24 protein-coding genes and 1 pseudogene are annotated in these 26,752 nt (G+C 43.0%); 12 read left to right on the top strand and 13 right to left on the bottom strand.

Annotation, left to right across the window (positions count from 1 at the left end; genetic code table 11):
• Nucleotides 1-127: 127 nt before the first annotated feature.
• Nucleotides 128-1,441, bottom strand: a complete 1,314-nt coding sequence (locus tag EO92_RS01820; RefSeq protein WP_048168887.1) for an NAD(P)/FAD-dependent oxidoreductase — start codon at nucleotides 1,439-1,441, stop codon at nucleotides 128-130.
• 280 nt (nucleotides 1,442-1,721) lie between these two features.
• Here EO92_RS01820 and EO92_RS01815 point away from each other — a divergent pair, with 280 nt between their 5' ends.
• Nucleotides 1,722-4,436 carry a calcium-translocating P-type ATPase, SERCA-type gene (locus EO92_RS01815; protein ID WP_048168886.1) on the top strand — a complete coding sequence of 905 codons (2,715 nt, stop codon included), beginning with the start codon at nucleotides 1,722-1,724 and terminating at the stop codon, nucleotides 4,434-4,436.
• 132 nt (nucleotides 4,437-4,568) lie between these two features.
• On the opposite strand, the gene EO92_RS01810 is transcribed toward EO92_RS01815, so the two are convergent.
• From EO92_RS01810 to EO92_RS01800, 3 genes are all read right to left on the bottom strand, one after another.
• On the bottom strand, nucleotides 4,569-5,750 hold the full coding sequence (locus EO92_RS01810; protein ID WP_048168885.1) for a cation:proton antiporter: 1,182 nt from the start codon (nucleotides 5,748-5,750) through the stop codon (nucleotides 4,569-4,571).
• 250 nt (nucleotides 5,751-6,000) lie between these two features.
• Complete coding sequence (locus tag EO92_RS01805) at nucleotides 6,001-6,666, bottom strand: HPP family protein (protein WP_048168884.1); 666 nt, start codon at nucleotides 6,664-6,666, stop codon at nucleotides 6,001-6,003.
• Between the two features lie 81 nt (nucleotides 6,667-6,747).
• Nucleotides 6,748-8,382: a flippase activity-associated protein Agl23 gene (locus EO92_RS01800; protein ID WP_048168883.1), complete on the bottom strand. Its 1,635-nt coding sequence runs from the start codon at nucleotides 8,380-8,382 to the stop codon at nucleotides 6,748-6,750.
• Between the two features lie 80 nt (nucleotides 8,383-8,462).
• Here EO92_RS01800 and EO92_RS01795 point away from each other — a divergent pair, with 80 nt between their 5' ends.
• The 4 genes from EO92_RS01795 (at nucleotide 8,463) to crcB (EO92_RS01780) (ending at nucleotide 10,903) form a co-directional block, all read left to right on the top strand.
• A complete protein-coding gene (locus EO92_RS01795; protein WP_048162644.1) occupies nucleotides 8,463-8,768 on the top strand; it encodes a ubiquitin-like small modifier protein 1 in 306 nt (101 codons plus the stop codon).
• Nucleotides 8,769-8,788: 20 nt separating this feature from the next.
• Entirely contained in the window at nucleotides 8,789-9,979 is a 1,191-nt protein-coding gene (gene glp / locus EO92_RS01790; protein WP_048168882.1) for a gephyrin-like molybdotransferase Glp, read from the top strand.
• 171 nt (nucleotides 9,980-10,150) lie between these two features.
• A complete protein-coding gene (gene crcB, locus EO92_RS01785; protein WP_048162646.1) occupies nucleotides 10,151-10,531 on the top strand; it encodes a fluoride efflux transporter CrcB in 381 nt (126 codons plus the stop codon).
• A gap of 3 nt (nucleotides 10,532-10,534) precedes the next feature.
• Entirely contained in the window at nucleotides 10,535-10,903 is a 369-nt protein-coding gene (gene crcB, locus EO92_RS01780; protein ID WP_048162647.1) for a fluoride efflux transporter CrcB, read from the top strand.
• A 272-nt stretch (nucleotides 10,904-11,175) separates the two neighbouring features.
• On the opposite strand, the gene EO92_RS18035 is transcribed toward crcB (EO92_RS01780), so the two are convergent.
• The gene (locus tag EO92_RS18035) at nucleotides 11,176-11,349 is read right to left on the bottom strand and encodes a DUF5350 domain-containing protein (RefSeq protein ID WP_162197436.1); all 174 of its coding nucleotides are present in this window, start codon (nucleotides 11,347-11,349) and stop codon (nucleotides 11,176-11,178) included.
• 545 nt (nucleotides 11,350-11,894) lie between these two features.
• On the opposite strand from EO92_RS18035, the gene EO92_RS01775 reads away from it, so the two are divergent.
• A complete protein-coding gene (locus tag EO92_RS01775; protein WP_048162648.1) occupies nucleotides 11,895-12,614 on the top strand; it encodes a YkgJ family cysteine cluster protein in 720 nt (239 codons plus the stop codon).
• A 229-nt stretch (nucleotides 12,615-12,843) separates the two neighbouring features.
• Here EO92_RS01775 and EO92_RS01770 read toward each other — a convergent pair whose 3' ends face one another.
• The 4 genes from EO92_RS01770 to EO92_RS01755 form a co-directional block, all read right to left on the bottom strand.
• Nucleotides 12,844-13,530 carry a 2,5-diamino-6-(ribosylamino)-4(3H)-pyrimidinone 5'-phosphate reductase gene (locus tag EO92_RS01770; RefSeq protein WP_048168881.1) on the bottom strand — a complete coding sequence of 229 codons (687 nt, stop codon included), beginning with the start codon at nucleotides 13,528-13,530 and terminating at the stop codon, nucleotides 12,844-12,846.
• Nucleotides 13,531-13,753: 223 nt separating this feature from the next.
• A complete protein-coding gene (locus tag EO92_RS01765) occupies nucleotides 13,754-14,608 on the bottom strand; it encodes a CBS domain-containing protein (protein WP_048162658.1) in 855 nt (284 codons plus the stop codon).
• An 85-nt stretch (nucleotides 14,609-14,693) separates the two neighbouring features.
• Nucleotides 14,694-15,146 carry a universal stress protein gene (locus EO92_RS01760; RefSeq protein WP_048135910.1) on the bottom strand — a complete coding sequence of 151 codons (453 nt, stop codon included), beginning with the start codon at nucleotides 15,144-15,146 and terminating at the stop codon, nucleotides 14,694-14,696.
• Nucleotides 15,147-15,165: 19 nt separating this feature from the next.
• Nucleotides 15,166-16,275, bottom strand: a complete 1,110-nt coding sequence (locus tag EO92_RS01755; RefSeq protein ID WP_048168880.1) for an amidohydrolase family protein — start codon at nucleotides 16,273-16,275, stop codon at nucleotides 15,166-15,168.
• An 831-nt stretch (nucleotides 16,276-17,106) separates the two neighbouring features.
• Here EO92_RS01755 and EO92_RS01750 point away from each other — a divergent pair.
• Both EO92_RS01750 and EO92_RS01745 read left to right on the top strand, forming a co-directional pair.
• A complete protein-coding gene (locus EO92_RS01750) occupies nucleotides 17,107-17,433 on the top strand; it encodes a DUF167 domain-containing protein (protein ID WP_048168913.1) in 327 nt (108 codons plus the stop codon).
• A gap of 67 nt (nucleotides 17,434-17,500) precedes the next feature.
• Nucleotides 17,501-17,935 (top strand): toprim domain-containing protein, encoded by a 435-nt coding sequence (locus EO92_RS01745; RefSeq protein WP_048168879.1) that lies wholly within the window; start codon nucleotides 17,501-17,503, stop codon nucleotides 17,933-17,935.
• A gap of 286 nt (nucleotides 17,936-18,221) precedes the next feature.
• Here the strand turns inward: EO92_RS01745 and EO92_RS01740 are convergent, their stop codons facing one another.
• A complete protein-coding gene (locus tag EO92_RS01740; protein WP_048135917.1) occupies nucleotides 18,222-18,638 on the bottom strand; it encodes a DUF356 domain-containing protein in 417 nt (138 codons plus the stop codon).
• Between the two features lie 923 nt (nucleotides 18,639-19,561).
• Here EO92_RS01740 and EO92_RS01735 point away from each other — a divergent pair.
• The 3 genes from EO92_RS01735 to proC all read left to right on the top strand — a co-directional run bounded on the left by EO92_RS01735 (nucleotide 19,562) and on the right by proC (nucleotide 23,236).
• Entirely contained in the window at nucleotides 19,562-20,905 is a 1,344-nt protein-coding gene (locus EO92_RS01735; RefSeq protein ID WP_048168878.1) for a glutamate-5-semialdehyde dehydrogenase, read from the top strand.
• 138 nt (nucleotides 20,906-21,043) lie between these two features.
• The gene (gene proB, locus EO92_RS01730) at nucleotides 21,044-22,201 is read left to right on the top strand and encodes a glutamate 5-kinase (protein ID WP_048168877.1); all 1,158 of its coding nucleotides are present in this window, start codon (nucleotides 21,044-21,046) and stop codon (nucleotides 22,199-22,201) included.
• Nucleotides 22,202-22,423: 222 nt separating this feature from the next.
• Nucleotides 22,424-23,236 (top strand): pyrroline-5-carboxylate reductase, encoded by an 813-nt coding sequence (proC, locus tag EO92_RS01725; protein WP_048140838.1) that lies wholly within the window; start codon nucleotides 22,424-22,426, stop codon nucleotides 23,234-23,236.
• A 709-nt stretch (nucleotides 23,237-23,945) separates the two neighbouring features.
• On the opposite strand, the gene EO92_RS01720 is transcribed toward proC, so the two are convergent.
• The 3 genes from EO92_RS01720 to EO92_RS01710 form a co-directional block, all read right to left on the bottom strand.
• Nucleotides 23,946-24,374 (bottom strand): hypothetical protein, encoded by a 429-nt coding sequence (locus tag EO92_RS01720; RefSeq protein WP_048136071.1) that lies wholly within the window; start codon nucleotides 24,372-24,374, stop codon nucleotides 23,946-23,948.
• 80 nt (nucleotides 24,375-24,454) lie between these two features.
• Complete coding sequence (locus tag EO92_RS01715) at nucleotides 24,455-24,802, bottom strand: P-II family nitrogen regulator (protein ID WP_048135925.1); 348 nt, start codon at nucleotides 24,800-24,802, stop codon at nucleotides 24,455-24,457.
• A gap of 1 nt (nucleotide 24,803) precedes the next feature.
• Complete coding sequence (locus tag EO92_RS01710) at nucleotides 24,804-26,213, bottom strand: ammonium transporter (RefSeq protein ID WP_048162653.1); 1,410 nt, start codon at nucleotides 26,211-26,213, stop codon at nucleotides 24,804-24,806.
• A 370-nt stretch (nucleotides 26,214-26,583) separates the two neighbouring features.
• Here EO92_RS01710 and EO92_RS17380 point away from each other — a divergent pair.
• Nucleotides 26,584-26,752, top strand: a pseudogene (locus EO92_RS17380) (IS1634 family transposase); the annotation flags it as partial.

Here is a 26,752-nt window from a genome sequence, read left to right as displayed (position 1 = left end):
CAAAATGATCTTAGCTTTGGATCTTAGCTCTGGATAATTATTTTAGTTAAAAGCTTTGGAAATCGCCCTCCAACCCGAATATAGACCATAAACTTAATGAATGTCTTAACTTAGTTTTTACCTGAGTTTAATTTCCTTTTTCTTTGATCAGCAGTTCAGCCGATTCAAACCCGGCTTTTACCGAGCCGTTCATACTCCTTTCCGGATAGTTGGTTGATGAGAACATACCTGCAAGGTAAAGTCCGGATGGGCCTGCAGTAAAAGGAAGCACATTTTTAAGATACCCCTGTTCGTATACAGGAGCAGTATCTATTCTACGGTAGAGTTTCGTCCAGTGAACCTCTTCTCTTGAGAATCCGGGAAACATTTTTTCGAGCCCTCTCAGATAAGAATCAATGAGCTGTTCTTCTTTTTGCGTCCAGAGAGCACTTTTTTCATCCTGGAAATAGGACGTCACATAGACCAGATGCTCACCATAATCTTCAAAAGGCAAATAATTAGTGTGCTCGATTATGGCTCCAAAAGGCACATCGGCTTTTATGTTCAACCAGTAATTCCCATCTTCCATAAGCTTTCTGTCAAGCCCGATCAAAGCACACGCCGTCCCTTGATAACGGATATTTTGTAAGGAATCATGCAGGGCTCCAAGCTTGCCTCCGGTGATTGCGTCCAGTATCATTGGTTCTACAGTTGAAATAACTGCATCGCAGGCTATAAAATCCCCACCAACTACCACTCCCTGTACGGCATTGCCTTTGATCACAATTTCCGTTACTTCCTTAGTTGTTTGAATCTCTCCCCCATTTGCAGTTATTTCCCCTGCCAGAGCTTCTATAAGGGAGTTAAAACCTCCTCTCATGTACCCCAGTTTCTCTCCTTCTTTTCCCCTATCCGACCTTATTTTCACTCGCCCGATTAGCCAGGCAGCAGAAACGTTTTCAGCATTGTCTCCGAATTTGCTTTTCATCAGGGGAGCAAAAAAGTTTTCATACACCGACTTTCCTGCAGTATCGAGGATCCAGTCCTTTGCCTTTATTTGATCATAGGGCACCGTGTCTTTTATCAGTCTTATCCTGAAGACCAGCAGGCCAAGTTTTACCAGGTCAAGAATAGAAAGAGGGCTAAAGTGTAAGATCTCAACAGGGGTGTTCATAGGATAGTTCTTACCGTCCACGAAATAGGCGTTTTTTGCTTCCAGCCATAGCATCTGCTTTTCAAGCCCAAGTTCCCTTATCAAGGCAAGAAGTTCCGAATCGCTCCTGAATATATGGTGGTAGTACCTTTCAATAAAGTATTTTTTTCCGGAGTGTTCCAGACAGTAGCTTGCTGCCATTCCTCCAATATCCGGATCTTTTTCAAAAACGATTACTTCGTTAGATTTACAGAGCCTGTAACCTGCTGACAAACCGGCAAGTCCGCTTCCGATAATTACTATCTTCATGTATATTTTTCCCTCTGTTCGTTAAATTTTTAAGTTAATTTTTGAGAATTGGCATTTACAACCTTGCAATTTCGATATAGAGAAACAGATAGATTCTAGAGAAACAGATAGACCCCACATCTTTTTACCAGGAAAGGTTTTGTAGAACTGCAAATTACGTAAACTACCCCTTTGCATATCGATATGTCTAACCGCTATATATACATTAAACTCATTTATATTATAGCACAGTACATACTGAGTGCAGAGCTATCGGGTTACAAAAAGACGAGGGTCAGGGTTGTACTACGATCAGAAAATTAGCTCGGTTTTTGAGGAGCTGAAGACATCCGAGGAAGGGCTGAGCTCCGGAGAAGCTGAAAAAAGACTGGAAGAGTATGGGAAAAACGAACTTAAAGAAAAAGAAGAAATCTCTGTCTTTCGCCTCTTTATCTCACAATTTAAAAGTATTTTAATATTTATCCTGATAATTGCTTCCATTGTTTCGGCTTTACTTGGGGAATCCATTGATGCAATAGTGATTTTATTTACTGTTTTTCTTGCTGGAGTTCTCGGTTTTGTGCAGGAGTACAGAGCTGAAAAAGCAATTGAGCTTCTCAAATCCCTGACGTCTCCGGAAGCAGTTGTAATAAGAAATGGGACCGAAAAAAAAATTCCATCAACAGAACTGGTTCCCGGGGACATTATTCTGCTTCAAACCGGGGACCGCATTCCTGCAGATGCCAGGATAAGTAAAGAGTTCAACCTTAAAGTGGACGAATCCTCGCTCACCGGGGAATCCGTGCCTGTCCAGAAAATTACCGATTCTCTGCCTGCAGACACCCCAGGAGCTGACAGGAAGAACATGGTCTATGCAGGGACTGCAGTTGCCTATGGAAGAGGAAGGGCTGTTGTCACGGCAACTGGCATGAAAACCTCTTTTGGAGAACTTGCCGGGCTTCTCGGGACAATAGAAAGGTCCAGAACCCCTCTACAGGAAAGCCTGGATAAATTCGGCAGATTGATTGGCGGGGCAACTCTTATAATTGTAGCTTTTGTTGCAGTGCTCGGTGTATTTTCCGGCTTTCCCCCTCTTGACATGTTTCTCTGGGGTGTTGCGCTTGCAGTTGCCGCTATCCCTGAAGCCCTTCCTGCGGTTGTGACAGTAGGGCTCGGGCTTGGAGTAAGGCGCATGGTCAAAAGGCATGCCCTTGTAAGAAAACTGCCTTCCGTAGAAACGCTAGGTGCTACAGATGTTATCTGTTCTGACAAGACGGGCACACTTACTCAGAACAAAATGACGGTTGAAAAGATATATGTTAACGGGCAGACCCTCAAGGTCACAGGAAACGGGTATAACCCTGAGGGAAAATTTCAAAAAGGAGATTCAGAAGTACCGGAGGACGATACACATCTTCGGATTCTTTTGCTTGGGGCTGCTCTCTGCAACGATTCAAACCTTCATGAAGAAGAAGACGGATGGAAAATTACAGGAGACCCGACAGAAGCAGCTCTTGTGGTCGCTGCGGCAAAGGCTGGATTTGAAAAATCCGAGCTTGACCGGAAATATCCGCGGCTTGGAGAAATCCCTTTCTCTTCCGAAAGTAAGAGAATGACTACCTTCAATAAACTGGAGGACAATCCGGGTAACTTTTTTGATTCCGAGCTTGTGACTTTTTCAAAAGGGGCTCCAGAGGTCATCCTTGCCTCGTGTACGAAGACTTTCCTCAACGGCGAAATGAAAGCTTTAACCCCCGAGCACGAACAGGAGATCTCCGAGCAGGTTAAGGAGCTTGCTGATCAGGCGCTGCGGGTTATGGCCATTTCTTTCCGCCCGCTGGAAGAAAACTTTTCTCCCGAAAAAGTTTCGTTCGGGGAAATCCCTGTAGAGAAGATCGAAGAAGACATGGTCTTTTCAGGGTTAATTGGCATGAGAGACCCTCCCAGGGAAGAAGTGAAAGCTGCAATCAAAACCTGTGAGGATGCCGGCATCAAGACTGTAATGATAACAGGAGACCATAAGGTTACAGCAGCTGCAATTGCGCGAGAACTCAGGATTTTGAAAGAAAACGACCTTACACTTACTGGTTCTGAACTTGACAGCCTTGAAGAGAGTGAATTTGAAGACAAAGTTGAAAGGGTCTCGGTTTACGCCCGGGTCTACCCTGCCCATAAACTGAGGGTAGTAGAAGCTCTAAAAAAGAAGGGCCATGTTGTGGCGATGACCGGAGACGGGGTAAATGATGCTCCTGCCCTGAAAGCTTCGGATATGGGCATAGCAATGGGCATTACAGGCACTGATGTGAGCAAAGAAGCCTCAAGCATGATCCTGACCGATGATAACTTTGCGTCCATTGTCTCGGCAGTTGAAGAAGGACGAAATATATTTAAAAATATCAAAAATTTCATCACCTACGGGCTCACAGCCCATATAGGGGAAGTCCTGATCGTCCTCATAGCAATTTTGGGCTGGCAGATCCTGCCTTTACTTGCCGTACAGATCCTGTGGATCAATCTGATTACAGATGGTCTCCCTCCTATGGCTCTTTCTGTTGAACCTCCTGACAGGGGGCTTATGAAACAGAAGCCGAGGAACGTTGAAGAAGGGCTTATAACCCGCCGTGAAGTCGCTGCCGGACTGGGGCTGGGAGGGCTTATAGCCTCGCAGGCACTGATAATTTTAGTATGGGCTCTGGACAGCGGTTTTCCCATTTCGAAACTGCAGACTATGATCTTCACACTTGTGGTCTTTTCAGAGATGTTCAACGCCTTCAACTGGCGTTCGGACAGGTATTCGGTTTTTTCACTGGGACTTTTTACAAACAAGCCTCTGGTCTACGCTGTCCTGACCACAGTAATTCTGCAGTTGATGGTGGTTTACGTCCCGTTCCTTCAATTTGCTTTCGGGACAGTTCCCCTTTCACTTTCTGAGTGGGGAATCATACTGGCTCTAGCTTCCACCACACTCATCTCGATGGAGATTGTAAAGTACCTGAACGCAAGGAGAGCACACTGATCAAAAAGTAAATTGAGTTTGTCCGGTTCTCTGATTCAAGCAGTCAGGCCCAGATTCCTTTTTCCGGATTAAAACAGTCATTCCCCTGTTCCGAACAGTCATTTCCCTGTTCCGAATTCCAGAATTAAGCAGTCAGGCCCTGATCCTATCATCGGTTTTCTTTTTTCTTTCAGTTTTAATCGCAAACTTCAAAAGCGGAGGTGAAACCAGAATAGATACAACCACCATAAGCACTATCCCCGAAAATATTTCCTGGTTGATAATCTCCAGTTCCCTGCCTATGGTTAGTACCACAAGTTCTACCCCTGCCCTGGGCATGACTCCTATCCCGAAGATAAGGCTTTCATAAAAATCAAAACCTATGGCTTTTGACCCTATGAAACCCCCTATTAGCTTTCCTGAGAGGGCAAAGAGGACAACCAGAAGGGCAAAAATACCTGTGTTTCCCAGGGTGGACAGGTCAATTGAAAGGCCTATAAATGCAAAAAAAAGAGGGATCAAAATCCCGTAAGCCAGTCCTTCTACTTTACTCTGCACGTCCTGGATTTTGGCAAGGGGAATTTCCGAAATTAATATCCCTCCTATGAACGCTCCTATTGTTGCATGAAGCTCAAAAAACTCTGCAAGATAGGCAGAAAAAAGGGCTACCATGACCACAAAAGAAAATACGGCTTCTTTTGCATGCATTTTCTGAGCATAGACAAAAAGCCTGGGAAAAAGATACTTTCCGAGGACATACATAATCAGCAGAAAGAGCAGAATTTTTCCTGCAATCGTAAGAACGCCCAGAACTGAAGGCACGCGGTGAAAACGGGAAAAGGTAACCACCACAGAGAGCAGAAATATCCCTATAATATCGTCCAGGATTGCCGAGGAGAGTATTACTGTCCCTGGCCTGCTGGAAAGGTAGTTCAGGTCTATAAGGGCCCTGAGCACCACTCCTATGCTTGTAGGGCTGAAAGCAACTGCCATAAAGAGGCTTTGAAGAAAACTGAACTCAAAGATTTTTCCAAGCCAGAAACCGAAAGCAAAGGCAAAGGCGACCTGAAAAAGTGTAGGAACAAGGGCAGCCAGCGCTGCAGGTTTCAGGTCCCTTAAGCTCACTTCTTTATATCCTGCAGTGAAAAGCAGAAAAATAGCCCCAAGCTGGGCAAAGAAAGTAATTACACCGGTTTCTACGTTAAGAAAAAGCACTCCAAGTAAGATACCTGCCAGAATTTCTCCCATGACTGAGGGGACACCTACTCTTTCTGCCACCTCACCCAGAATTTTCACACTGAAAATCAGGAATAGTATCTGAAACAGAGCACTCACTGCTGTTAGTCCCCCACTCTTTGCTTTTTTACCCCAAACTCCTTTTTCTCAGGACTTATCCAGAGCTTTTTAGATCTCAATTTCCGTTTCCAGCTTTATCCCTCTGTTTTGTTCTCCGTTTAATCTCTCAATTTCCGTTTCCGGCTTTATCCCTCTGTTTTGTTCCCCGTTTAATCTCTCGATTTAATTTTCCGGATTTATCCCCTCTACTTTAGCCTCTGTTTTATCCCTCAATTTAATTTTCCTGCTTTCATCCATTCATTTTTTCGTCCCCTATTCTTTCCTTCTTTCTTCTTCTACAAATCTCCTTTACGAGATCTTTCTTGGAGATAATTCCTGCCAGTTTTCCATTTTCGCTGACACATACGCGGTCAAACCTGTGCTTCATCATAAGATCCGAAGCGTCTTTGAGTGTAGCGTTAAGAGAAATTGTCACAGGATGCGTAATCATTACGTCTCCCGCTTTTCCTCCAAGAGACCTTATAGCTGTAAGAGGAGTATGTTTTGCTCTGGGAACCAGACACAAAAGCAGGATTTCAAGAACGATGTCAAGATCAATAATTCCCACAAGCTCATTATTCTTATTCACTACCGGGAAAGTATGGTAGGGAAGCTTCCCAAAAAGCGAAAAGACTTCTTCCAGAGGAGTGTCTTCCTGGATTGTTACTACCTCTCTGGTCATAAGTTCTTTAATTGTTATCCAGAGGCAACGCTCAAAAATTTCGACGATCTGTTCGGATGGAGGACCAGCTTCCAGAAACCCTTCAAGAGAATCAGGTAATTCTTCTCCCTTTTCAGAAACCTTTTCCAGCTGTTTATCTTTTCCTTTTTCCTTTTCTTCCCTCTCTTCGTTGCTGCTTCCTTGAGAGGAGTTTCTTCCTGCAAGATTATTTGCCAGAGAGAATATTTTGTCCATAACCAGCCCCCATTTTATAGAACTCTCCCCTTTTTACATATTATTTGTGTTCTCCGGCACTTTCTTCTCTGTATATGGGGTTTATCCGTTCATTTCAAGTTTCTTCTTATAATAGAGGGTGAAATCCCTCCCGGGGCGCAGGGTAAAGTTGTAAGAGGAGTACTCTTCTGCAGAGATTTCCCTGTACATATCATAGGACATGGGCACAATAATAGCATCGTACTTACTGCTTGCAGGAGGTTTTGAAGAATACCCCACTTTATCATAGTCCTCCAGGTACCAGGGCAGAGGCCAGTACAACTTATTCGGGTCAACCACATAAAGCCTTAGATTTTCAGGCCTTCGGTCTAAACCTTCTATCTTTTCCATGAGCTCCCGAATATCCGGAGAGGCCTGTGTATACGTCATCAGCTCTGCCGGCTCCATGCTCCTGTAGTAATTTACCGAGATACACTGGCCCAGAGAGATTAGCAGGGCGAGCGCCAAAATTCCTGCTGTTAAAGTACGGGCTTTTCCGGGATGTTTTGCCCGGAAAGACGGTTTCGACCCTGTCAGAGGGCTTAGATTTCCTTCCAGAAGCTCCTGTTCCGGCATTACAGATTCAGTATTTCGGGAAAATAGTTCTCCCAGATAAGCTCCTGCCAGGATTCCAAAGGGCAGGACAATATGTACAACAAGCCAGGGAACTTTTTCCTGAAGGTAGGAATAGAGCAGAAGGCTGGTAAATGCCCAGTAACAGAGGAAAAGGAAAAATGGAACATTTCGACCTTTACTTTTCAGAAAATGGAAAAATCCTGCAGTCCCAAAGAGTATAACCGGAATCTCGTATCTGAAAAGGATGGGGATATAATAATAAAATGGACCTCCGATCCTCTCTATCCTGTGCATTGCCAGCCAGTGGGTAAAAGCCCTTTCTACGATTGAGAAAAGGGAAATATCGTTCCTGAAAAGGCTTGTATAAAAAAACATTATAATGAAAATGGAGAGAGCCCCTGAAAGAAGAATTTCAGGGAGGAAGGGTAAAAGTACCGAAGCTTTGCGGAGGAGGGTCTTTTGCAAACTCAGGTTTTCTCTCTTCCAGGTGGAATAAATCCAGTATAGTAAGCCCATCCCGGCATAAGCTCCGAATATAAGTATGATAACGTAGGCGTTTTCCTTTGCAGTTACGGCAATGGCAAGGGAGGAAGCTGTCAGGATAAGGTAAAGGTATCGCTTTGAGTTGTGAATATTGTCGAGATAGCGGAATACACCTGTAACAGCAGCCAGAGTGCAAAACACAATTATCATATCATTTCTGAAGAACCTTGAGAAGTAGACCATGCTTGGAGAAAATGCAAGCAGAAACATTGCCCAGAGCACTCCGCTTTTTCCCAATTCTTTCTTCAGCAAAAAGAGCAACAGAATAGTTGCCACTCCGAAAAAGACCGGGACCAGGCGAGCTGTTGTATCGTTTATTCCCAGGAAATGGAAGACAGCTGCAGTAGAATGGAAAAGAAAGGGACCGTGGTAGGCTGGATTATAACTGTAATCCCCGGTTTCAAGCAGTTTGAGGGTAAAACTGCCGTGTACGCTTTCATCATGATGAAAAACCCTCTCTCCAAGCTCAAATAGTCTGAGGGCTAGGGCAAAAAAAACGATCAGAAGCCCGAAAAGCCTGTACTTTTTATAAGAGAGCTTCGGTGAATTTACGGGGTCAGAATCTGGACTTTGCTGCATTGTTTCCCAAACCTTCCGGTGATGGCTGTTCCTTATAAGGCATAGGTATATTTAAGGAATAGGATGAAATAGTCTTCCTCATGGCTGAAGTAAAAATTAAGTTATTTGCAAATCTGCGTGAGGCAGCAGGCACACCAGAACTCCTGCTTTCCGGAGAAAAGGTCATTGATGTCCTGTTATCCCTCACCGACAAACATCCGGAGTTAAAAAACCTTATTTTTGAAAAAAGCGATGACAAAAGTGATGAAAAAGGCGAGACCCCGGTCCTTTGCGGCTCAATTAATGTCCTGGTCAACGGAAACAATGTCCGGCACCTGGAAGGGCTTGATACTCTTCTAAAGGACTCGGATGAAATTGGAGTTCTACCTCCCGTTTCAGGAGGCTAATTTTTTTAAGGGGCGAGTATATGGGCAGAATATTTAAAGAACGCACTTCAGTTGATGAAGCTTTACGGCTTTTCCTTGAAAGCATTTCCCCTCTCAGGCACACAGAAGAAGTACCACTTGAAGCCTGTGCAGGCAGGGTACTTGCAGAGGCTGTAGTTTCCGGAAGAGATGTCCCTCATTACAGGCGTGCTGCAATGGACGGATACGCTGTCAGAGCATCCGATACTCCAGGTGCTTCCCCTGCAAATCCCGTGCTCTTACAGCTTTCCGAAAGTATAGAGGAAGGAACTTCTATGTGGGTTCATACCGGAGCCGCACTGCCGGAAGGAGCCGATGCGGTTGTAATGGTTGAGGACACTGTTACAGCCGGGGACCTGGTTGAAATCAGGGCTCAGGTTTATCCGGGAAGGAACGTCGGGCAGATTGGAGAGGACATAAAAAGAGAAGATCTGGTTTTTGAGGAGGGGCATCTCCTTCGCCCCTGTGACGCTGCAGTACTTGCATCCCTTGGACTGGATAGGGTGAAGGTTTTCCGAAAACCGGTGGTTGCGGTCATCCCCACAGGAGACGAGCTGGTAAGCCGTGAGACTGCCGGAGAAGTCCCTCCACCGGGAATGGTGCTTGAGACCAACGGGCTTATGACTGCCCTTTATGTGAGCAGGTGGGGCGGAATTCCCAGATATACAGGGATCGTGCCTGACCATCCTGAGAGCATAAAAGAAGCGGTGGAAGCAAATCTGGACGCCGATATGATCCTCCTCTCAGGCGGGACTTCGGTTGGTAAAAGAGACCATTCCCCTGAGGTTGTCGAATCCCTGGGAAAACTGCTTATACACGGTGTAGGAGTCAGCCCTGGAAAGCCTACAGCCCTTGGAATTATAGATAAAATTCCTGTGGTTTGCCTTCCAGGCTACCCGGTTGCCGGGCTTGTTGCTCTATACTTTTTTGTCCGACCCGGGATCCGTAAACTGGGTTCGATCCCTGAAGTTCCGGAAATTGTCCTTAGAAAGCGCCTGGCTGCAAAAATAAGTTCGAAAATAGGATATGTTAATTTTATCCGTGTTGTTTTTGAAGGCGATAAGGTGCGCCCACTTATGGGAAAGGCAGGAGTCCTGAGCTCGGTTGCAAAGGCTGACGGTTACGTGCTGGTTCCTGAGAACGTGGAAGGCTATGAGGAAGGACAGGAAGTGAATGTTTTCCTGATCGAGTGAAGGAAATGGATGTCTTCCAGGTCGAGTGAAATTGATATACAGAACGGATACGGCTAGCTTTTTGTATTTTTTCACTCTCTGGAAATGAATAAAATTTTATACTACCACGGGCTATTGGGACTGGAAAAAACCGTCCCTTACTCCAATTTTTAGATAATATAAGTGAAAAAAATGCCCTCTCCAGATAAAGAAATGGATAAGATTTTTCTAATAGGAGTTGGCGGCTTTCTTGGAGCCGTTTGTCGATTTTTGCTCTGCGAACTTGTGGAAGGGCAGCTTGGCATCCTATCTGTAAACGTACTTGGGAGTTTCATGCTGGGCATGATAATGTACGACACTGAGTACCTGGGTTTCATAGGTCCTAAAGGGAGGATTGCATTTGGCACAGGGTTTATGGGAGCATTTACAACTTTTTCCACATTTGCAGTCCAGTCTTTCAGCATGCCTTTCATTCCAGCCCTTGGAAATATCAGTGCCAATATCTTTCTTACCCTTACAGGCGTATTCTTCGGTAGGAGTGTTATAAAAGCCCTCTCAAGCAAGGAGATCTGAGAAATGTTTCCAGTTTCGGGCATCGGAGAACTCTTTTTAATAGGCACTGGAGGTTTTATAGGGGCATCTCTCCGCTATACGGTTTCAAGCCGCGTGCCAAAAATCCGGAATATCCCGGCAGGGACCCTGACAGTAAACCTTCTGGGTAGCATAGTGCTTGCACTCTTAACTTTTTCCTCTGAGCCCGAATCCATGGTATATCTGTTAAACATAGGAATTCTTGGCTCCTTTACAACCTTCTCCACCTTTGCCTACGAGACTTTCAAGTTGCTTGAGGATGGGAAAAACGTTTCATTTTTTCTCAATATCTTTCTAAATGTTATGCTCTGCCTTCTGGGTGTAAGCATCGCATATCTTGCCCTCAGGCTTTGATTTTGAAGATATCCCCTGGAAGAGGTTACTTAGGGCAGATTATAAAGATTGTTTTATGGTTGTTTCAGATATCTTCCAGGTTGTTTCAGGTATTTTCTCGGCTTTAAGTTATTTGTTTAAAGCATCAGCTGTTAGAGCAGCGAATTTAAAACACCATTTAGAAATCTGGCTACCTGGAGTAAAATAGCCCGGATTAACGGATTTAAAAAAGACTATGAAGTAACTTAAAATATAGAACTAAAAAAAATGGTAAAATAGAAAAGCCCTTAAAATCACTTTACAAGGGCTTTTGCAGATCTTCTTATGAAGCGCCTTTTATGACCTGAAGAGGTGAAGCGCTGTGAAGGTCCGGGGTGTGCTTTCTGAGCTTTCGATTTCGGAACCTTAATTACTCTGCCTTTTCTGCCTTTTACCTTTACCCAATCAATGCTGCCGGTTTTGCCCATTATCATTCCTCGTTAATTTTGATTTAAATATATTCTGTATTTGCTTAAATTTATAAGTGATTTATTCACATACCATATTTGCCTTATCGCCGACCACTGCTGTTTGCCGCAGCTTTTTCCTTTCGCAATGTTTCAGCAAAAAGGTATTTTGATTCGAGGATCTGTCAAATCGATAATATTTCAATGATCTTAATTGGAATGTTTGATATTCCTTGAAGCCTGAAAGTAAGGAATTATGAGTTTCATCAAGCCTTGAGTTTATTATAGAGAGAAATGCTAGTAATTAAATGTTATGGACATTGCCCGAAATCCAGGCATAAAATGTGGAGATATGCGTAAGATATAAATAATTCAACCTCTGGAAAATGCGTATAGATCCACTTGAAACTGTACAGATACCTTAAATGATACCAGAAAAAGGGTCAACTACCCCTTAATTAAAGACCCTGGGGTTTCCTGCTGAGGTTTTATGAATAGCAGGAATAGATAAATAGAAGGAATAAACGAATAAAAGTACAAATGCCTCATTATTCTTTTCTGAAAAGGTGATTTCCGTAAAAAATAATCCTATTGAAACCAGGCTTGCCGAAGTGCGAGAAGAACTTAGGGACTTAAAAAGCTTCCCGGACTCTGAATTTGTCGGCATAATCAAAGAACTGGGATTCAGCTGTGAACTCTGCGCCCGCTGCTGCACTAAAGAGTTTAACGACCATGTATTTCTGCTTGATTCAGATCTGGAAATAATAAAGCAAATCGATCCGGATGCCATCACTCCTGCCCCATATTACGAGTTTTGCGACCAGAACGGCAGGTTCTACGTTTCAGGCTATGCCCTGAAAACAAAACCTGATGGTTCCTGTATTTTCCTGGAAAATAAGAGGTGCAGAATTTATGAGAGCCGCCCTTCAATCTGCAGGGTATATCCCCATATGCTTCACAGGGAAGCCGATGAAACAGGAAAAGTAGACTGGCGGCAGATAAGCGGCTTAAACGAGCATGGAAGCTATAATTCAGAACTCGGCAATTTGACGTGTGAAGCAATTGCAAAGGAGACCAGGGTTTATGAAGAAGCTTATCTCAAACAGATGATTGACTTTTTCGAAGTTGTGGGAACTCATTTCAGGAAGAACCACTTAAAACACGTCCAGAGTATATATGACCGCAGAATGCGGGAATTCCTTAAAGGGGAATGCGAACTGGAAGTTTTTGTATACTGCAGCAGCGGGCTTGAAATGAAAAAACTCAGGTATGAATCGGACAGGTAACCAGCGGAACTGCTTTAATCCGGGGAACGAGCTCGTCAAGGTAATAGAATTTAAAAAAACAAACATGAAATTCTTCAAAATAACAGGCACAAAGAAATGAAAGTACTTTTCAAATCACATTACTTTCATGCCAAATAAAAATGGCTAAAAAGTTCATTTTTAGATAAAAAAGACAGACTTTTGATAAAATAGTAAGAGAAGAAAAAAGGAAAAGAAAGGAAGGAAAATTTCAGTTTCTTTTACCTTTAACCTTCCACTTAAGAAGTATCCCGTCTTCAATTTTTTCAGCCGAAAGCAATTCAAGTCCAAAGAGTTCGGCTTCTGTGAAACCTTCCCCATCCGTAAAAGTCGGGGCTGTTTTTCCTCCTATGATGAGGTTTCCAACGAAAGTATAGACCTCATCAACAAGGCCTGCAGAGAGCATACCCCAGTTCAGGGTCGCGCCTCCTTCGACCATGAGGGTGTTTATGCCCATTTCCTTTAATTTTGCCGCCAGCTCTCCAAGGTCAACTTTAAGGGCTCCTGTTTTAATGACCAGAGCTTTTTCTTCGAGGCTTTTGATATTATCTGCAGAGGCTGAATTTGAAACAGCAATTATCCTGAGCCCGTCTCCTTTTTTGAATATATCGGCATCCAGAGGAGTTCTTGCGGCACTGTCCACAATAATCCTTACCGGATTTTCGTTTTTTCCGGCGATTTTTCTGGCGGCTTTCCTTTCAAGAGATTTTACAGTCAGGCTGGGATCATCGGCAAGTACGGTTCCTATCCCTACCATGATTGCATCTGCCTGAGCTCTGAGTTCATCCACTCGCTCAAAATCGAGTTTTCCGGAGATCTTTACTTGCTTCCTCTCTTTTGTTGAGAGCTTGCCGTCAGCTGACATAGCAGAGTTTATAAAAATGAAGGGTCTGTCCATGTTATGGCTCCTGAAAAAAGTATTAAATTGAGAGGCACTTTGTCTAAAAGTAGCCTTTCAGCATTAGAATTATGGAATAGACCTGGCACTTTACTTTAAGTCTGTTTTTCTTTCCGGATTTTTCAGGTTGTTTTTATTTTTAGACTGAAATAAGTTTGAGCAGGAGCTTGAACTATTTCTGACCTGGCTCAAAACTGTTTTCAGTCCGGCATTTCAACCTGGTTTATTCCGATTCAATCAGGGGCTTCAGGAGATCGTGGTCTCTTAAGAGGCCCTGAAGTTTGCGGTTTGAATTAATGATTGGTATCTGATCGATCCTGTTACGTTTCATTTTTCTTGCGCAGTCACTGACAGATGCAATGTAGGTAGCTGTGATCGGTTCCCGGATCATGACGTCACTTCCAATCAGATTTGGAACCTTAATCCTGGAAACGCTGTAGTAGATGCTCATGGTATCCCGCATTGACTCCCAGGTCCACGCATCATCATCCTGGCCTGCGGACATATCAGACATCTCCACACTGTCTTCAATAACACTTGCAGAGATAACGTCCCTGTCCGAGATTATCCCTATGAGTTCCAGGGCAGCATCGAGCACCGGAACGGCTTTGACACTGGCAAGTTCCATGATCCTGGCTACAACAGGTAAAGGCGTTTCACTGTAGATTGCAACTACTTCCTTTTCCACATAGTCCTTGATAGGAATATCGATATTCATATCCGCAATTGTGCCCACGACATCTGCAACCGTAACAAGTCCCACAAGTTTTCCACCATCGACGACCGGAAGTCTTCTGATACCGTGCTGCAGAAGCAGGCGTGCGGCCGTCTGCAGGTCCGATCCAGGGGATATGGTGATCGGATCTCGTGTCATAAGAAGGGCCAGCTGTTCTTCTTCAGGGTTTTGTAACAGGTTTGTCCGGGTCACGATTCCTACTACTTTGGAATCCTTGAGTACCGGGACTCCCGATATATGTTTATTCTTAAGAATTTTAAGAACCTCGTCCCTGGAACCTGGCAAGGTCGCGCATGCGACGTCCCTTACCATTATATCTTCTATGAAGATGTTTTTTGGCATATGATTTACACCTGTGTTGTCCTCTGAATCCTGGATTTTTTTGTTTATCACTTCTTCTTCAAAAGGCTTCCAGTTGATAGCAATATCAGCTTGTTTCTACACTACGAACGACCATTACCGGAACTTTTGAGCCTCTGACCACCTTTTCTGCAACGCTTCCCATGAGGAATCTGTCAAGCCCGGTTTTTCCAAGTGTCCCCATAATTACCAGGTCAGCATTGTTATTCTCTGCGAACTCGAGAATCGCATTACTCGGGTGCCCTTCCTCAAGTACCTCCTTTACATCCACGCCTGCAATCTCTCCTTGTCTCTTCACTTCAGAGACTGCCTTTTCCCCCTCTTTTTTCAGGATTTCGTACATTGCTTCCCATCCGGCATCCATTGGTATTGACGAAAAAGAAGATGTGTCCACTACGTAAAGTGCGTGAACCGTAGCCCCACTGAGTTTTGCAATCTCAATTCCGTAAGAAATTGCCTTCTTGGTATTCTCAGATCCGTCTGTTGCAATTACTATGTTCCGGTAAAATTCGCTCGTCATGTCTCGCTCTCCATTTGCTTTACGAATGAAGCACCGCTAATATATCGTCAGGTCTTGCCCTTTTGGTGATTCCACTTATAGGGTCCTTTATCCCGGCCAGATTATTTGAACTCCCATTCAGGACCATCAAATTAGCTTTATTCCCCTTTTCTATCGACCCCGTGGAGTCTGGCCCCATTACAAAAGAACCATTAAGTGTGCAAATTTTAAATACTTGCCTATCTTCGATCGAAAAGACTTTGGACATAAATTCCATTTCAGCAAACATATTTACAGAGTTTAACATTACATTGTCTGTACCTGCTGCCACCCGGATTCCAGCCTCTAGCATTTCAGCTATCGGTGCCATTCCTACTCCTGTTACGAAGTTTGATCTCGGGCAGACAACAACTGGAACTTCTGTCTGAGCGACTTCATCAAGGTCTTTTTTTGTGGCTTGTGTTAGATGGATCAACAAGTCGGGCTCCAGAGAGAGGGCTTTTTCAATGTCACTTCTGCTCTTTTCCCCTGCATGAATTGCAAAGAGCTTTTTTCGATCTCGTGTGCAGGCTGTAATCTCCTGCAAGAGTTCCATATTGAGATCATTTGCTCCGCTCATTCCAAGCCCATCGGAATTCAATAAAACCCTTCTTACTTCGGCAAGCACCACTCCCAGAGGAAGCTGAGGTTCTGTGGGTCTACCAAATATAAGGGAATGTAGTTCCAGCCCCTCAAGAGCTTTATTCAGGGCTGCAATTCCTACAACCCCCCCTTCTCTAAAATCCGCAAAAGCACAGGTTCCTGTCGCAATCATATCAAACAGAGACTTTCTAATGTACTCAATAAGTGTTTTATAGGAAGTTTCCCTGAGAATTCTGTGTTTTAGTCCATCTGGCGGCTTTACCAGGGAATCAAGGTCTCTCTTAACCCGAAAACCGATAGTGTTTCCCAGGGGAGGGTCTTTGCAAACTGAATCTCCGAGATGGGTGTGGGCATTGACAAAACAGGGCGCTATTATATTTGCAGAATATGTGTGCTCCTCTCCAATTTCCGTGATAATCCCGTTTCGTACACAGATGTACCCAACTATGGGATCCAGTTCGGGACCTGCAATGATTGTTCCGGGAATTATCTGTTCAGCGCCGTACATATATACGCACCCCTGCTGCTCATCAAACGCCTGTGCTCAATTAATGAAAGACCAAACATATACATCATATATAACTTTTCCTTATGCTCCTTTTGTGCTGCCCGTACATTTTTCTCTGATTGGGAAATGCCAGAATATTTAGTCTTATATTTTAAGCGGTTGTCCCCAATTATATATGCATGACGAAGGGCATTCTTACCGGCATATTTATAAGTTAGAAAATATATATAGTCACATGTCGCATTGTATAGGTCCTTGCATGAGATAATGGTAAATCCTAACTATGAGTGTATAGACAACCCCAATGCGGTACATCAATAGTGTGACACTGCTCGGCACGAGGGTAACTGAAAGGGACTGCGGAAAACCAGAGGATGAACTTTCGGAGTTAGTGCGTCCGGGCTACAGCACTATTTTACACGAATCTATTTTTATAAAACTCATATTTACACAAATCTATTTTCATAAAACTCATATTTACACAAATCTATTTTCATAAAACTCATATTTACACAAATCTATTTTCATAAAACTCGCTTTTAATAACTTTGACATATAATTTAGAAATGCATATTTAGGAACGATTCAAATATAATACCAAGGATTTTTGTTGCCAAGAATGATTATTTGGGGAAATGGAACTATAGAGCAATTCCCGAACTGAAAATTTGAAGTTATATTTTATCATTCCTTAATTAGCTGACTCCGGCTGTCTTTCAGCCCGTTTTTGATTATAGCTTTATTCGTTTCGGGCTATTTTTATTGATTGATGATTATTGCCACCATTTGTCGGTTGTCTAGTTACTCATTTATATATATACATTCAAAATGATGACACATATGTCCTTCGAAGAGGCAATAAAAGCTCTGGATTCCGGTATTATTATTGATATTGAAGTTACCCCGGGTTCCAGGTCACTTTCCGTCCCCAGCGGCTATAATGAATGGCGCAAGAGAATCGAAGTAAAACTTACTAAAAACGCCCAGAAAGGAAAAGCAAATGAACAACTTATTGAGAGCCTCGCCAAACTCTTCGGGATAAGCAGTTCGGATATCCAGATAAACAGCGGAGCTACAAGCAGCAAGAAGTCCTTACTGGTAAAAGGGGTTTCCTATCAACGGGCAATTTCGGTTTTTGGAGCCCTTTTAAAAGGATAAAGACAGGATTGCGGGAAACGGCTTTCAAACTAGACCTATTGTTTAAAGAAAAAGGTTGCAGATTAACGTGACTGATATTGAAATATACAGAAAACGGCTGGAAAGGATAGAAGAACTGATCGCAGAACTTTCAGAGCACTCTGAAAGAGGGGCAGTGATTATTGTTGAAGGAAAAAGAGATATTATTTCCATGAAGCGACTCGGTATTGAAGGCAGCTTTGAACTTGCAACCCACCAATCTCTTTTTAATTTTTCAGAGAGAATCGCGAAACTCGGCTGCGAGGTAATCATACTCACGGACTGGGATCGGAGAGGTGACCTGCTTGCCGCCAAACTTTCAGAATACTTTGATAACTTTGGAGTAAAGCCTGAACTCCAGATCCGGAATAAACTGAAACTAATAACGCAGAAAGAAATTAAAGATGTTGAAAGCCTGTATACTTACATTTCCAAGCTAAGGTCAAAGACGGGCTCATCTTTCAATCAGGAATATGAAATATGAGACTCGAAACTAATGGACCGCCTGAACACTCCAAAAGTATGAACCAATCAAAAAGGGGAAAACTGATCTGAAAGGGAAAACTGTATAATAAAAATAATAATTAATTAGAATAGAACCGGAGCAAAAATTCTGCAAAAAATCAGCTATATAATTCTGCAAAAAATCAGCTATATAATTCTGCAAAAAATCAGCTATATAAAAAAGAGAGTTTCCTTTTTCTCTACCTATTTCAGAAAAAGAAAAAAATAAAAGTTAATTTGTATTCTAGCCTTAAAAAGAGGAAGTATTATTCTTTATGCATTGGATTGGATGATTCTGCGTTATCCGGAATCAGATCCATACTTTGCGGGTTTTTTTGATGATTGAATGTCCTGTCAAATTCCGGATATTTTTGAAATTTGCCAGCCAGCTCTTCAAACATTTTATGCCTTGGACTGATAATAATTATATGCGCAGGGGGATGAATTTTCTTCAACCTGCTAATAGCCGCTCCAGCGTGATTATTCAACTCCACAAGGGCTGCAGAGTTGCATTTTGACTTGAGTGATACGCCCATTACATTTACAAGAAGCTCATCAGCATAGTTTGGTTCAATACATTTCGGAGTCGCTGAAAATTGAATATGTCCGTATCGTTCTAGGTCATGTAATGCTATTTTTACTTTATCCGAGTCGTCTGCCCGGACTAACGCGAATGATTTCATTTTTTACACACCACCAATCAACTGAAGTTATCCCCATTTCGATATAGATCTACCCCTATAATAAACTTTGTTTATGAAACGGCTTAGTGGATGACCATGATTTTCCAGGCGGATATGGCATCCTCATCATATATAATAATGTTAAATAATAATGTTAAAAATGGCCAGTTTCGGGGCCTTAATATTTGTCCGCCTTCCTTCTTTGCAAAATATACTCAAAAATTACAGGGGGTTCTACAATTTCTTTTTTCAAGATATCGTATGCGCTTCCATGAAATGAAGCCGCATATTCTATAGTTATATGCATCGTATATATATTCGTTTTGAAATAATATTTTGATAACAGGAGAACTTTACCTTAAATCCTATTTAGTTGAGTTATTTAAGAAACGAGTTTTTTATTTTTAGTAATATAATATTCTCTTGTTGGTCCTGTAAACTACATTTTTTAATTCCCAATTTCAGCATGAATGGAGATATTTCTCCGGGCGAATTATGAAATCAGGAAATATTCCAGCTTCAAGCGGATTTATATAAACCCCATAAATATCGTTATAAATTGAATAAAAGAAGAATGATATAAACATAACTATTTGATTCTGTCACAGGGACCAAAAATTACTTCGCTAAATGGTATCTTTTATTTAGAACCTTGCCATATCATATACCGAGACGGCATACAAAAATATTTATCATAGGACTCTCTTGATTCTTTTTTCATCTCCATGCATGAAAAAAAATCAAATATTCTATTGATTTAGTTCTTCCTCTTATAATCTCAATAAATTACATTTTAAGTATTACATCTTAAGTAGATCTTTGACCCGGTAAGTCTGGTTCAATAAATTGGATTCGGTTAAAGAGCATGTTACCAGCTGATCCGGTTGAAGCGTTCAGGGTTATTACATAAAGACGGTGAATATATGGCCAAAGATATTGAAACTAAAGTGGTTAAGGCAAAAAAAGCTTCAATTGAGCTTTCCGATGTAAGCGAAGAGGTAAAAAACAGGGCTCTTGAGGCTATGGCAAAAGCTCTGGATAGAGAAAGAAAATCTATCCTTGAGGCAAATTTAAAGGACCTTGAATATGCAGCCGGACTAAAAACCGCCGGGAAGCTCACCCAGGCCCTTGTAGACCGGCTTAAGGTCACTGACTCAAAGGTCGACGGGATGATAGCAGGAATCAGGGATGTAATCAGGCTCAAAGACCCTGTAGGGGATACTCTTTCCACACTCGAACTGGACAATGATCTGGTCCTCTATCAGGTTAGCTGCCCTATAGGTCTGATAGGAGTAATTTTTGAATCCCGGCCTGACGTGGTGCCTCAGGTAATGTCCCTTTGTCTGAAGAGCGGAAATGCAACAATTTTCAAAGGCGGAAGTGAAGCCAGGGAGTCAAACCGCACAATTTTCGAAATTCTTGTAAAAGCCATAGAATCCACCGAGGGTATGCCGAAAGGGGCCTTCCAGCTAATGGAAACCAGAGAAGAGATCATGAGCCTTCTAAGCCTTGATGCGTATGTAGATCTCCTGATCCCCAGAGGCTCCAATGAGTTTGTCAAGTTCATTCAGGATAATACAAAAATCCCGGTACTCGGGCACACAAGCGGGATCTGCCATATCTATGTGGATGAGTTTGCAGCTCTGGACACAGCCTGGAAGGTCTGTTTTGATGCCAAGGTCCAGTACCCTGCAGTATGCAACGCTATTGAAACTCTTCTTATAAACCGCGGGATTGCGGAAGCTTTCCTGCCGAAGATGGCAGAAATGTACATAGAGGCCGGAGTGCAACTGCGCTGTGACGAGGACAGCTATTCTCTGCTTGCAGAAAAGGGGCTTTCTCCTCTCTCAAGGGCTACCGAAGAGGACTGGAGTCTTGAATATAACGACCTTATCCTTTCAATAAAGCTCGTAGATACCATAAAAGAAGCAATTGGTCATATAAACACCTTCGGCTCCCACCACACCGATGGAATAATCACGGAAAATGCATCCCGGAGAAAAGAGTTCATAGGGCTTGTCGACTCTTCAAGCGTTATGGTGAACGCCTCGACCCGTTTTGCAGACGGCTACCGTTATGGAAAAGGCGCGGAAGTCGGAATCAGTACGAACAAGATTCACTCCCGTGGACCTGTTGGAATGGAAGGGCTACTGATTTACAAGTATATTCTTATGGGTAAAGGTCAGGTTGTTGCCGACTATGCAGGAGAAAACGCAAAACCCTATACTCACAGGAAGCTTGACCTTAAGTTCAAGGATGTAAATTAATACATCCTTGAATATTTATGATATGTTTATATATTTGAATTGAAATACCAGCGCAGGTTAAGTGCAAAAACCGGAAATCCCGGCTGCGGCTGAGATCATCTGCAGCCATTTTCCAAATAACCTTAAGAGGCACTTCCATTGACAGATAGAGAACAATTCTTCCGTGATGTTAATAAAATTGTTATTAAGATTGGAACTTCTTCGATCACCAGAAAAGGCTGTGACCATACAAAGGAAAACTGCAACATTGACCCGGCCTTCATGGAAAGCATCGCAGCTCAGGTATCCGAGCTTCGAAAACAGGGAAAAGAAGTAATCCTTGTAAGTTCGGGAGCAATAGGCGTCGGGCTTAACGAGATGGGCATAGCCCCTAAACCCCGTGAGATCCCTATAAGACAGGCAGCTGCAGCTGTGGGGCAGAGCATACTGATGCAGGACTGGATCAAGGCTTTTTCCAGGCACGGGATGAAAGTAGCCCAGATACTTCTTACCTACGAATTCTATTCCGATCGCGTAACCTACCTTAACCTGAGAAACAGCATTTCAACCCTTCTGGAGTATGGTGTCGTCCCGATAATAAACGAAAACGACTGTACCTGTACAAACGAGATTGAAGCAATCTTCGGAGACAATGACAAACTCTCTGCAATGGTTGCAAGCAAAATTGATGCCGATCTACTGATCATCCTTTCGGACATTGACGGCCTCTTTGACAAGAACCCAAAAACGCATAGTGATGCAAGACTGCTGACCCTCGTAAAAAAGATCACGCCTGAAATCGAGAGCTATGGGGGTGACCCTACAAGCTTCAAGGGTGTGGGGGGAATGCGGACCAAGATAAAAGCTGCAAAGATCTGCAGCATGGCAGGCTGCTATGTCGTAATCGCAAACAGTGAAATAGAGGATATTATCCTGAAGATTCTCTCCGGAGAAGATATCGGAACTCTCTTCCTTGCTGAAAGGCATATTCAGAAAAACCGCGCCCGCTGGATTATTCTCGCCAGGGCTTCAGGAACTGTCCGTGTGGACGCCGGGGCAAAAGCTGCTGTTCTGGGAAAAAACAGTCTCCTTCCGGCAGGCATTGTGGGTATTGAGGGAACTTTTGATAGGGGAGACGTCGTGAAACTCGAGTGTGAAGGCAGGGTCTTTGCAAAAGGAATTACAGACTATAACTCCGAAGAACTTATCAAAATCAAAGGAGCCCACACAAATCAGATTGAAAATATTCTGGGCTATAATAATTATGATAATGTTATAAAGAAAGAAAATATCGGCATACTGGAAGAGTTAAACTAAATCCATCGAACTCAGGAAGATTTCCCGGATCTCCTCTGGTCCTGGAAACAGTATTATCGATCCGGGGAGTCTAACCGGTGCTATTGAGTTTCCGAAGCTTCAACAGGTAATAAATGCAGGTATGCTTTGAAATTAGCCTCTTGCAGGTGAGCTTCGGAAGCAGTTCATTTCAAATTTAAAGTTAATTTACAATTATTTTCTGGAAATAAGGAGATTTCATATATGACAGATCAAAAAATAGGATTCATAGGAGCAGGAAAAATGGGCTCTGCTCTCATGCAGGGCATCATTAAAGCCGGAATCGTAAAGCCTGAAAATATAGGTGCAAGTGATGTATACGAGCCCTTTTTGAAAGAGCTGCAGGCAAAACTGGGAATAAGGGTGTCAACGAACAACGCTGATATCGTCCGGGATTCGGATATTCTTATCCTTGCAGTAAAACCCCAGACCCTGGGCTCGGTGCTCGCAAATATGAGGAATGATATAACTTCAGAAAAACTCTTAATATCAATTGCTGCAGGAGTACCTATCTCCACCTACGAAGCTGCTCTCCTCGAAGGCACCAGGGTTGTGCGCGTGATGCCAAACATAGCAGCGACAGTTTCTGAAGCTGCTTCAGGAATTTCCCCAGGAAAGAATGCCACTCCTGATGATCTGAAAGCTGCCCTTGAGATCTTTTCTGCGGTTGGCACAGCCGTCCAGGTGCCGGAATCTCTGATGGATGCAGTTACAGGGCTTTCGGGCAGCGGACCTGCGTTCATTTTCCCGGTTATTGAAGCAATGGCTGATGGGGCTGTCCTTGAGGGGATGGATAGAAAGAGCGCCCTTGCTCTTGCAGCCCAGACTGTGCTCGGAGCCGCAAAAATGGTGCTTGAAACAGGCATGCACCCCGGAGAACTCAAAGATATGGTTACCTCTCCTGCCGGAACTACCATTCAGGGGGTTCACGCCCTTGAAGAAGCCGGAATCAGGGCTGCCTTTATGAATGCCGTTATAAGGGCAAGTGAACGCTCAAAGGAACTCGGGAAAAAATAAAATCCGATTCCTCCCTTCTCTTTAATTTTATATAATTCATTTTCTTTTTTATAAATTTTCAAAACGTAAATTTATTTAGATAAAATTGGGTTTCAAGACACTTTATTCTTATTTCTGCTTGACCTTTTTCCTGCTATTTACCTCTAATTTTCTTCCGATAGTTCATGATCAATGATTACAAATAGAGGTGAATTTTATATATCAGTGGTTTCAATATTACTTTCTACCTGACAATTAAGCCGAGCATATGTGACTGAGGTTGACGGGGGTCATACTTCATATCTCATGCATGACTTTCAATTATGGAATAATTCGTAATTCTAAGGCCTGGTGATATACTCTTAAGGCTGAATTTATTCCATAACTATTATGGATGTCAGGAATGAATACTAAAGACAAATGGGAATGGACAAAAATCGGAAATCGCGATGAATTGTGGTGAAACGGAGTTTTGGACCTTCTTCGTTCGCCATAGGAGGAATCTTTTATGGGGGTAAGAGGTTCCTCTTCAAATTCTTTTAATTTAATCCTTGCCTAAACCCTTACTCTCTGCGAGATTACGATTTAAAAAAGGTAACGATTTAAAAAAGGTAACGATTTAAAAAAGGTAACGATTTAAAAAAAGTAATTATTCAGGGTATAGTTACGAAAAAAGTATTGAAAGATTCCTGTGTAAGGAAAATCTTTTTCAGAGTTAGGAAAATCTTTTTCAGAGTTTCAGGATTCCCAGGTCAAGGCTCAGGGACAGGGCAATTGCTATTACTGAGAACACTGAAATTACAAGGTAATTTGCACGCTCTTTTGATACGGAAAGGCTCCATAGCAGATATTCCATTCCTTCAAGATCTTTTTCTGAAAGTTTCTGTCTGGCCCTTACCTTTTCAAGCAGGCTCAGGTCTTTAACCACACTAAACCTTCGTTTTGCAATATGGTATCTGTGTGTGAAGAACCAGAGGTAACCTGCGACTCCAAGATACCATATTGCCTTTCCCCAGAAAACACTGTAGTGGTCAGCTATGATTATACCTCTTAGCAGGATTGCGGAAACCAGTCCTACCCAGAAATATAAATTAATTACAGGCATGCTGTATCCGCGGGGAATCTCAAAAGTAGGAGTTTCGGATTTGAATTCGGTCATCATGGTATCTGCCTTATTCCTTGAATCGTTTCAGTATTTGAGAATTAATTAGGTTAAAATGGAAAAAAAGAGGTGCCTGGTTAAAGCGCATCTCCATTCCGTTCTCCGGTTCTTATCCTGACTACGGTTTCAATAGGTATTACGAAGATTTTTCCATCTCCTATTTCTCCAGTATAGGCCGTGCTCTGGATCAACTGTATGATTTCTTCGACCTTATCTTCCGCCACAACTACTTCGACTTTGGTTTTTGGAAGAAGATCCACGCAGTATTTTTTGCCTCTCCATTGCTGCACGATCCCTTTTTGCTGGCCACGCCCTTTAACATCGATAACTGTCAGGCTTGGAAAACCGGCCTCTTCCAGGGCATCCTTTACCTGATGCAGTTTCAGGGGTTTTATGATCGCTTCTACCTTGCATATTTTAGCCATGTTATTCCTCCCTCATCAGGTACTCAGGGTATGCTCTGATTCCGTGTTCGCAAATATCCAGACCCATAATTTCTTCTTCTGCAGATACCCGAAGTCCTATTACAGCGTCCAGGATTTTGAAGATTATGAACGAGAGCCCGAAGCCCCAGACAATGGTTGCTATAACTGCCACGAGCTGGATCAGAAGCAAGCTGATTCCTCCTCCGTAGAAGAGTCCGGGAACTGCAGCAGCGTACGAAGCGTCTGCAAGGATTCCGTTTCCAATTCCTATAGAGAAAAGCCCGACCGAAATCAGTCCCCAGCTTCCACAGTATCCATGTACAGCAATTGCACCTACAGGATCGTCCAGTTTTAGTCTGTTTTCATTGAACATGACACCGGCATAGATAATTACTCCGGCAATGGCTCCGATTAACAGAGCTGCCCAGTTTGAGACCGAACCACAGGGAGCAGTAATTGCTACAAGCCCGCCAAGAAGCCCGTTTGCACTCAGCGAGGGATCTGGTTTTCCGGTCGTCATCCAGGTGATAGCCATGGTCACGACTGCGCCGGCAGCACCTGCCAGGAAGGTGTTGGCTATTACAAGGTTCATGTAAGCATCGTTTCCACTAAGGGTACTTCCACCGTTGAATCCTATCCATCCGAGTGCAAGGATAAGAGTTCCCAGGAAAGCAAAGGTAAGGTTGTGACCCGGAATCGGCACAGCTTTTCCATCTCTGAATTTACCTATCCTTGCACCCACCAGAAGCACACCTGCAAGAGCTGAATATCCTCCAATTGAGTGCACAACTCCGGAACCGGCAAAGTCATGATGAGCTACCCCGATTGCTTTTACGATCGGGCTTTCGGCTCCGCTCAGGAGGGCAAGGTCAGAGCCGCTCCATACCCAGTGACCATACACAGGGTAGATTACAGCTACCATCAGGATGCAATATACAAGGTATGCCTTGAAGTTAGTCCTCTCAGCCATTGCTCCAGAAACTATGGTAGCTCCAGTGGCTGCGAAAACCATCTGGAAGAACCAGGAGTTCCACGTTGCATTGTCCGCACCTGCAAGGAAGAACTGGTTCGTTCCTACAAGTCCTGCTGCGTCAGCTCCATACATTACTCCCCAGCCTACAGCCCAGTAGATCAGGATCCCGAGAATTACCGTCATAAAGTTTTTCATCAGGATATTAGCCGTATTTTTACTTCTCGTAAGCCCGGTTTCTACCAGAGAGAAACCTGCGTGCATGAAGAATACCAGTCCGCTTGCCAGAAGTAGCCATACGAATGTAAGTGAAGTTTGTAATCCTTCAATAGCTTCTGCATTTTCCTCTGCCGTTGAAGCAAATGCCGGTGAGGACAGCGCTATAAGTATCATACAAATAATTATCAGTAATTTCCCTATTTTTTGTATATTTTTCAACATACTGTTCTTTTGCCTCCCTGTGTTTGGCCGGCCACCGGTAAGTGTTGGTCTACTTTCAAATATTTAAATGTTTCGCTACGGTATTTAATTCATAATTTGGCAACTATCCAGCCCACCAAAAATCAGTTGTTTGATATCGATTTAGACGTAATAGACACGTCTGGTAACTAACTAATGAAAAAAGAAAAACCGAATCTATCGCCAACAATTAAAGAAAATAAGCTCACTGAAATTTGCCCATTGAATCGTAATGAAGATGACTATTGACGTTGTTTTACCCAGGCTGGATAGTTATCATTATTTTGGTAATTAACCTGACTTTGACAGTTATATAAAAATAAGTGCTCTTTGTTTTGTGTTATCCGGTCAAATGAACATCATAAAACAGAGAGCATTCCCTACAATTTCTAACAAGAATATATGTGTTTCTATCGGCTCGATCCTTGCCGTCCAACTCTTTTATGAAAAGCTTAATTTCGGTGATATTTTTGGCAAACATAAAAGCAAAGGTCTTGATCTCAATAGTTTACTAATCGGTT

The sequence above is a fragment of the Methanosarcina sp. 2.H.A.1B.4 genome (assembly GCF_000979385.1).
Lineage (GTDB): Archaea > Halobacteriota > Methanosarcinia > Methanosarcinales > Methanosarcinaceae > Methanosarcina.
The sequence above is the reverse complement of the archived record's forward strand: the minus strand, read 5'-3'. Positions and strand labels throughout refer to the sequence as shown.

Excerpts from the sequence above, each read along its gene's own strand:
- EO92_RS01820 (WP_048168887.1), bottom strand. The coding sequence starts at position 1,441 with ATGAAGATAGTAATTATCGGAAGCGGACTTGCCGGTTTGTCAGCAGGT.
- EO92_RS01805 (WP_048168884.1), bottom strand. The coding sequence starts at position 6,666 with ATGGACAAAATATTCTCTCTGGCAAATAATCTTGCAGGAAGAAACTCC.
- EO92_RS01800 (WP_048168883.1), bottom strand. The coding sequence starts at position 8,382 with ATGCAGCAAAGTCCAGATTCTGACCCCGTAAATTCACCGAAGCTCTCT.
- EO92_RS01795 (WP_048162644.1), top strand. The coding sequence starts at position 8,463 with ATGGCTGAAGTAAAAATTAAGTTATTTGCAAATCTGCGTGAGGCAGCA.
- glp (WP_048168882.1), top strand. The coding sequence starts at position 8,789 with ATGGGCAGAATATTTAAAGAACGCACTTCAGTTGATGAAGCTTTACGG.
- crcB (WP_048162646.1), top strand. The coding sequence starts at position 10,151 with ATGCCCTCTCCAGATAAAGAAATGGATAAGATTTTTCTAATAGGAGTT.
- crcB (WP_048162647.1), top strand. The coding sequence starts at position 10,535 with ATGTTTCCAGTTTCGGGCATCGGAGAACTCTTTTTAATAGGCACTGGA.
- EO92_RS18035 (WP_162197436.1), bottom strand. The coding sequence starts at position 11,349 with ATGGGCAAAACCGGCAGCATTGATTGGGTAAAGGTAAAAGGCAGAAAA.
- EO92_RS01770 (WP_048168881.1), bottom strand. The coding sequence starts at position 13,530 with ATGGACAGACCCTTCATTTTTATAAACTCTGCTATGTCAGCTGACGGC.
- EO92_RS01765 (WP_048162658.1), bottom strand. The coding sequence starts at position 14,608 with ATGCCAAAAAACATCTTCATAGAAGATATAATGGTAAGGGACGTCGCA.
- EO92_RS01760 (WP_048135910.1), bottom strand. The coding sequence starts at position 15,146 with ATGACGAGCGAATTTTACCGGAACATAGTAATTGCAACAGACGGATCT.
- EO92_RS01755 (WP_048168880.1), bottom strand. The coding sequence starts at position 16,275 with ATGTACGGCGCTGAACAGATAATTCCCGGAACAATCATTGCAGGTCCC.
- EO92_RS01750 (WP_048168913.1), top strand. The coding sequence starts at position 17,107 with ATGACACATATGTCCTTCGAAGAGGCAATAAAAGCTCTGGATTCCGGT.
- EO92_RS01740 (WP_048135917.1), bottom strand. The coding sequence starts at position 18,638 with ATGAAATCATTCGCGTTAGTCCGGGCAGACGACTCGGATAAAGTAAAA.
- EO92_RS01735 (WP_048168878.1), top strand. The coding sequence starts at position 19,562 with ATGGCCAAAGATATTGAAACTAAAGTGGTTAAGGCAAAAAAAGCTTCA.
- proC (WP_048140838.1), top strand. The coding sequence starts at position 22,424 with ATGACAGATCAAAAAATAGGATTCATAGGAGCAGGAAAAATGGGCTCT.
- EO92_RS01720 (WP_048136071.1), bottom strand. The coding sequence starts at position 24,374 with ATGACCGAATTCAAATCCGAAACTCCTACTTTTGAGATTCCCCGCGGA.
- EO92_RS01715 (WP_048135925.1), bottom strand. The coding sequence starts at position 24,802 with ATGGCTAAAATATGCAAGGTAGAAGCGATCATAAAACCCCTGAAACTG.
- EO92_RS01710 (WP_048162653.1), bottom strand. The coding sequence starts at position 26,213 with ATGTTGAAAAATATACAAAAAATAGGGAAATTACTGATAATTATTTGT.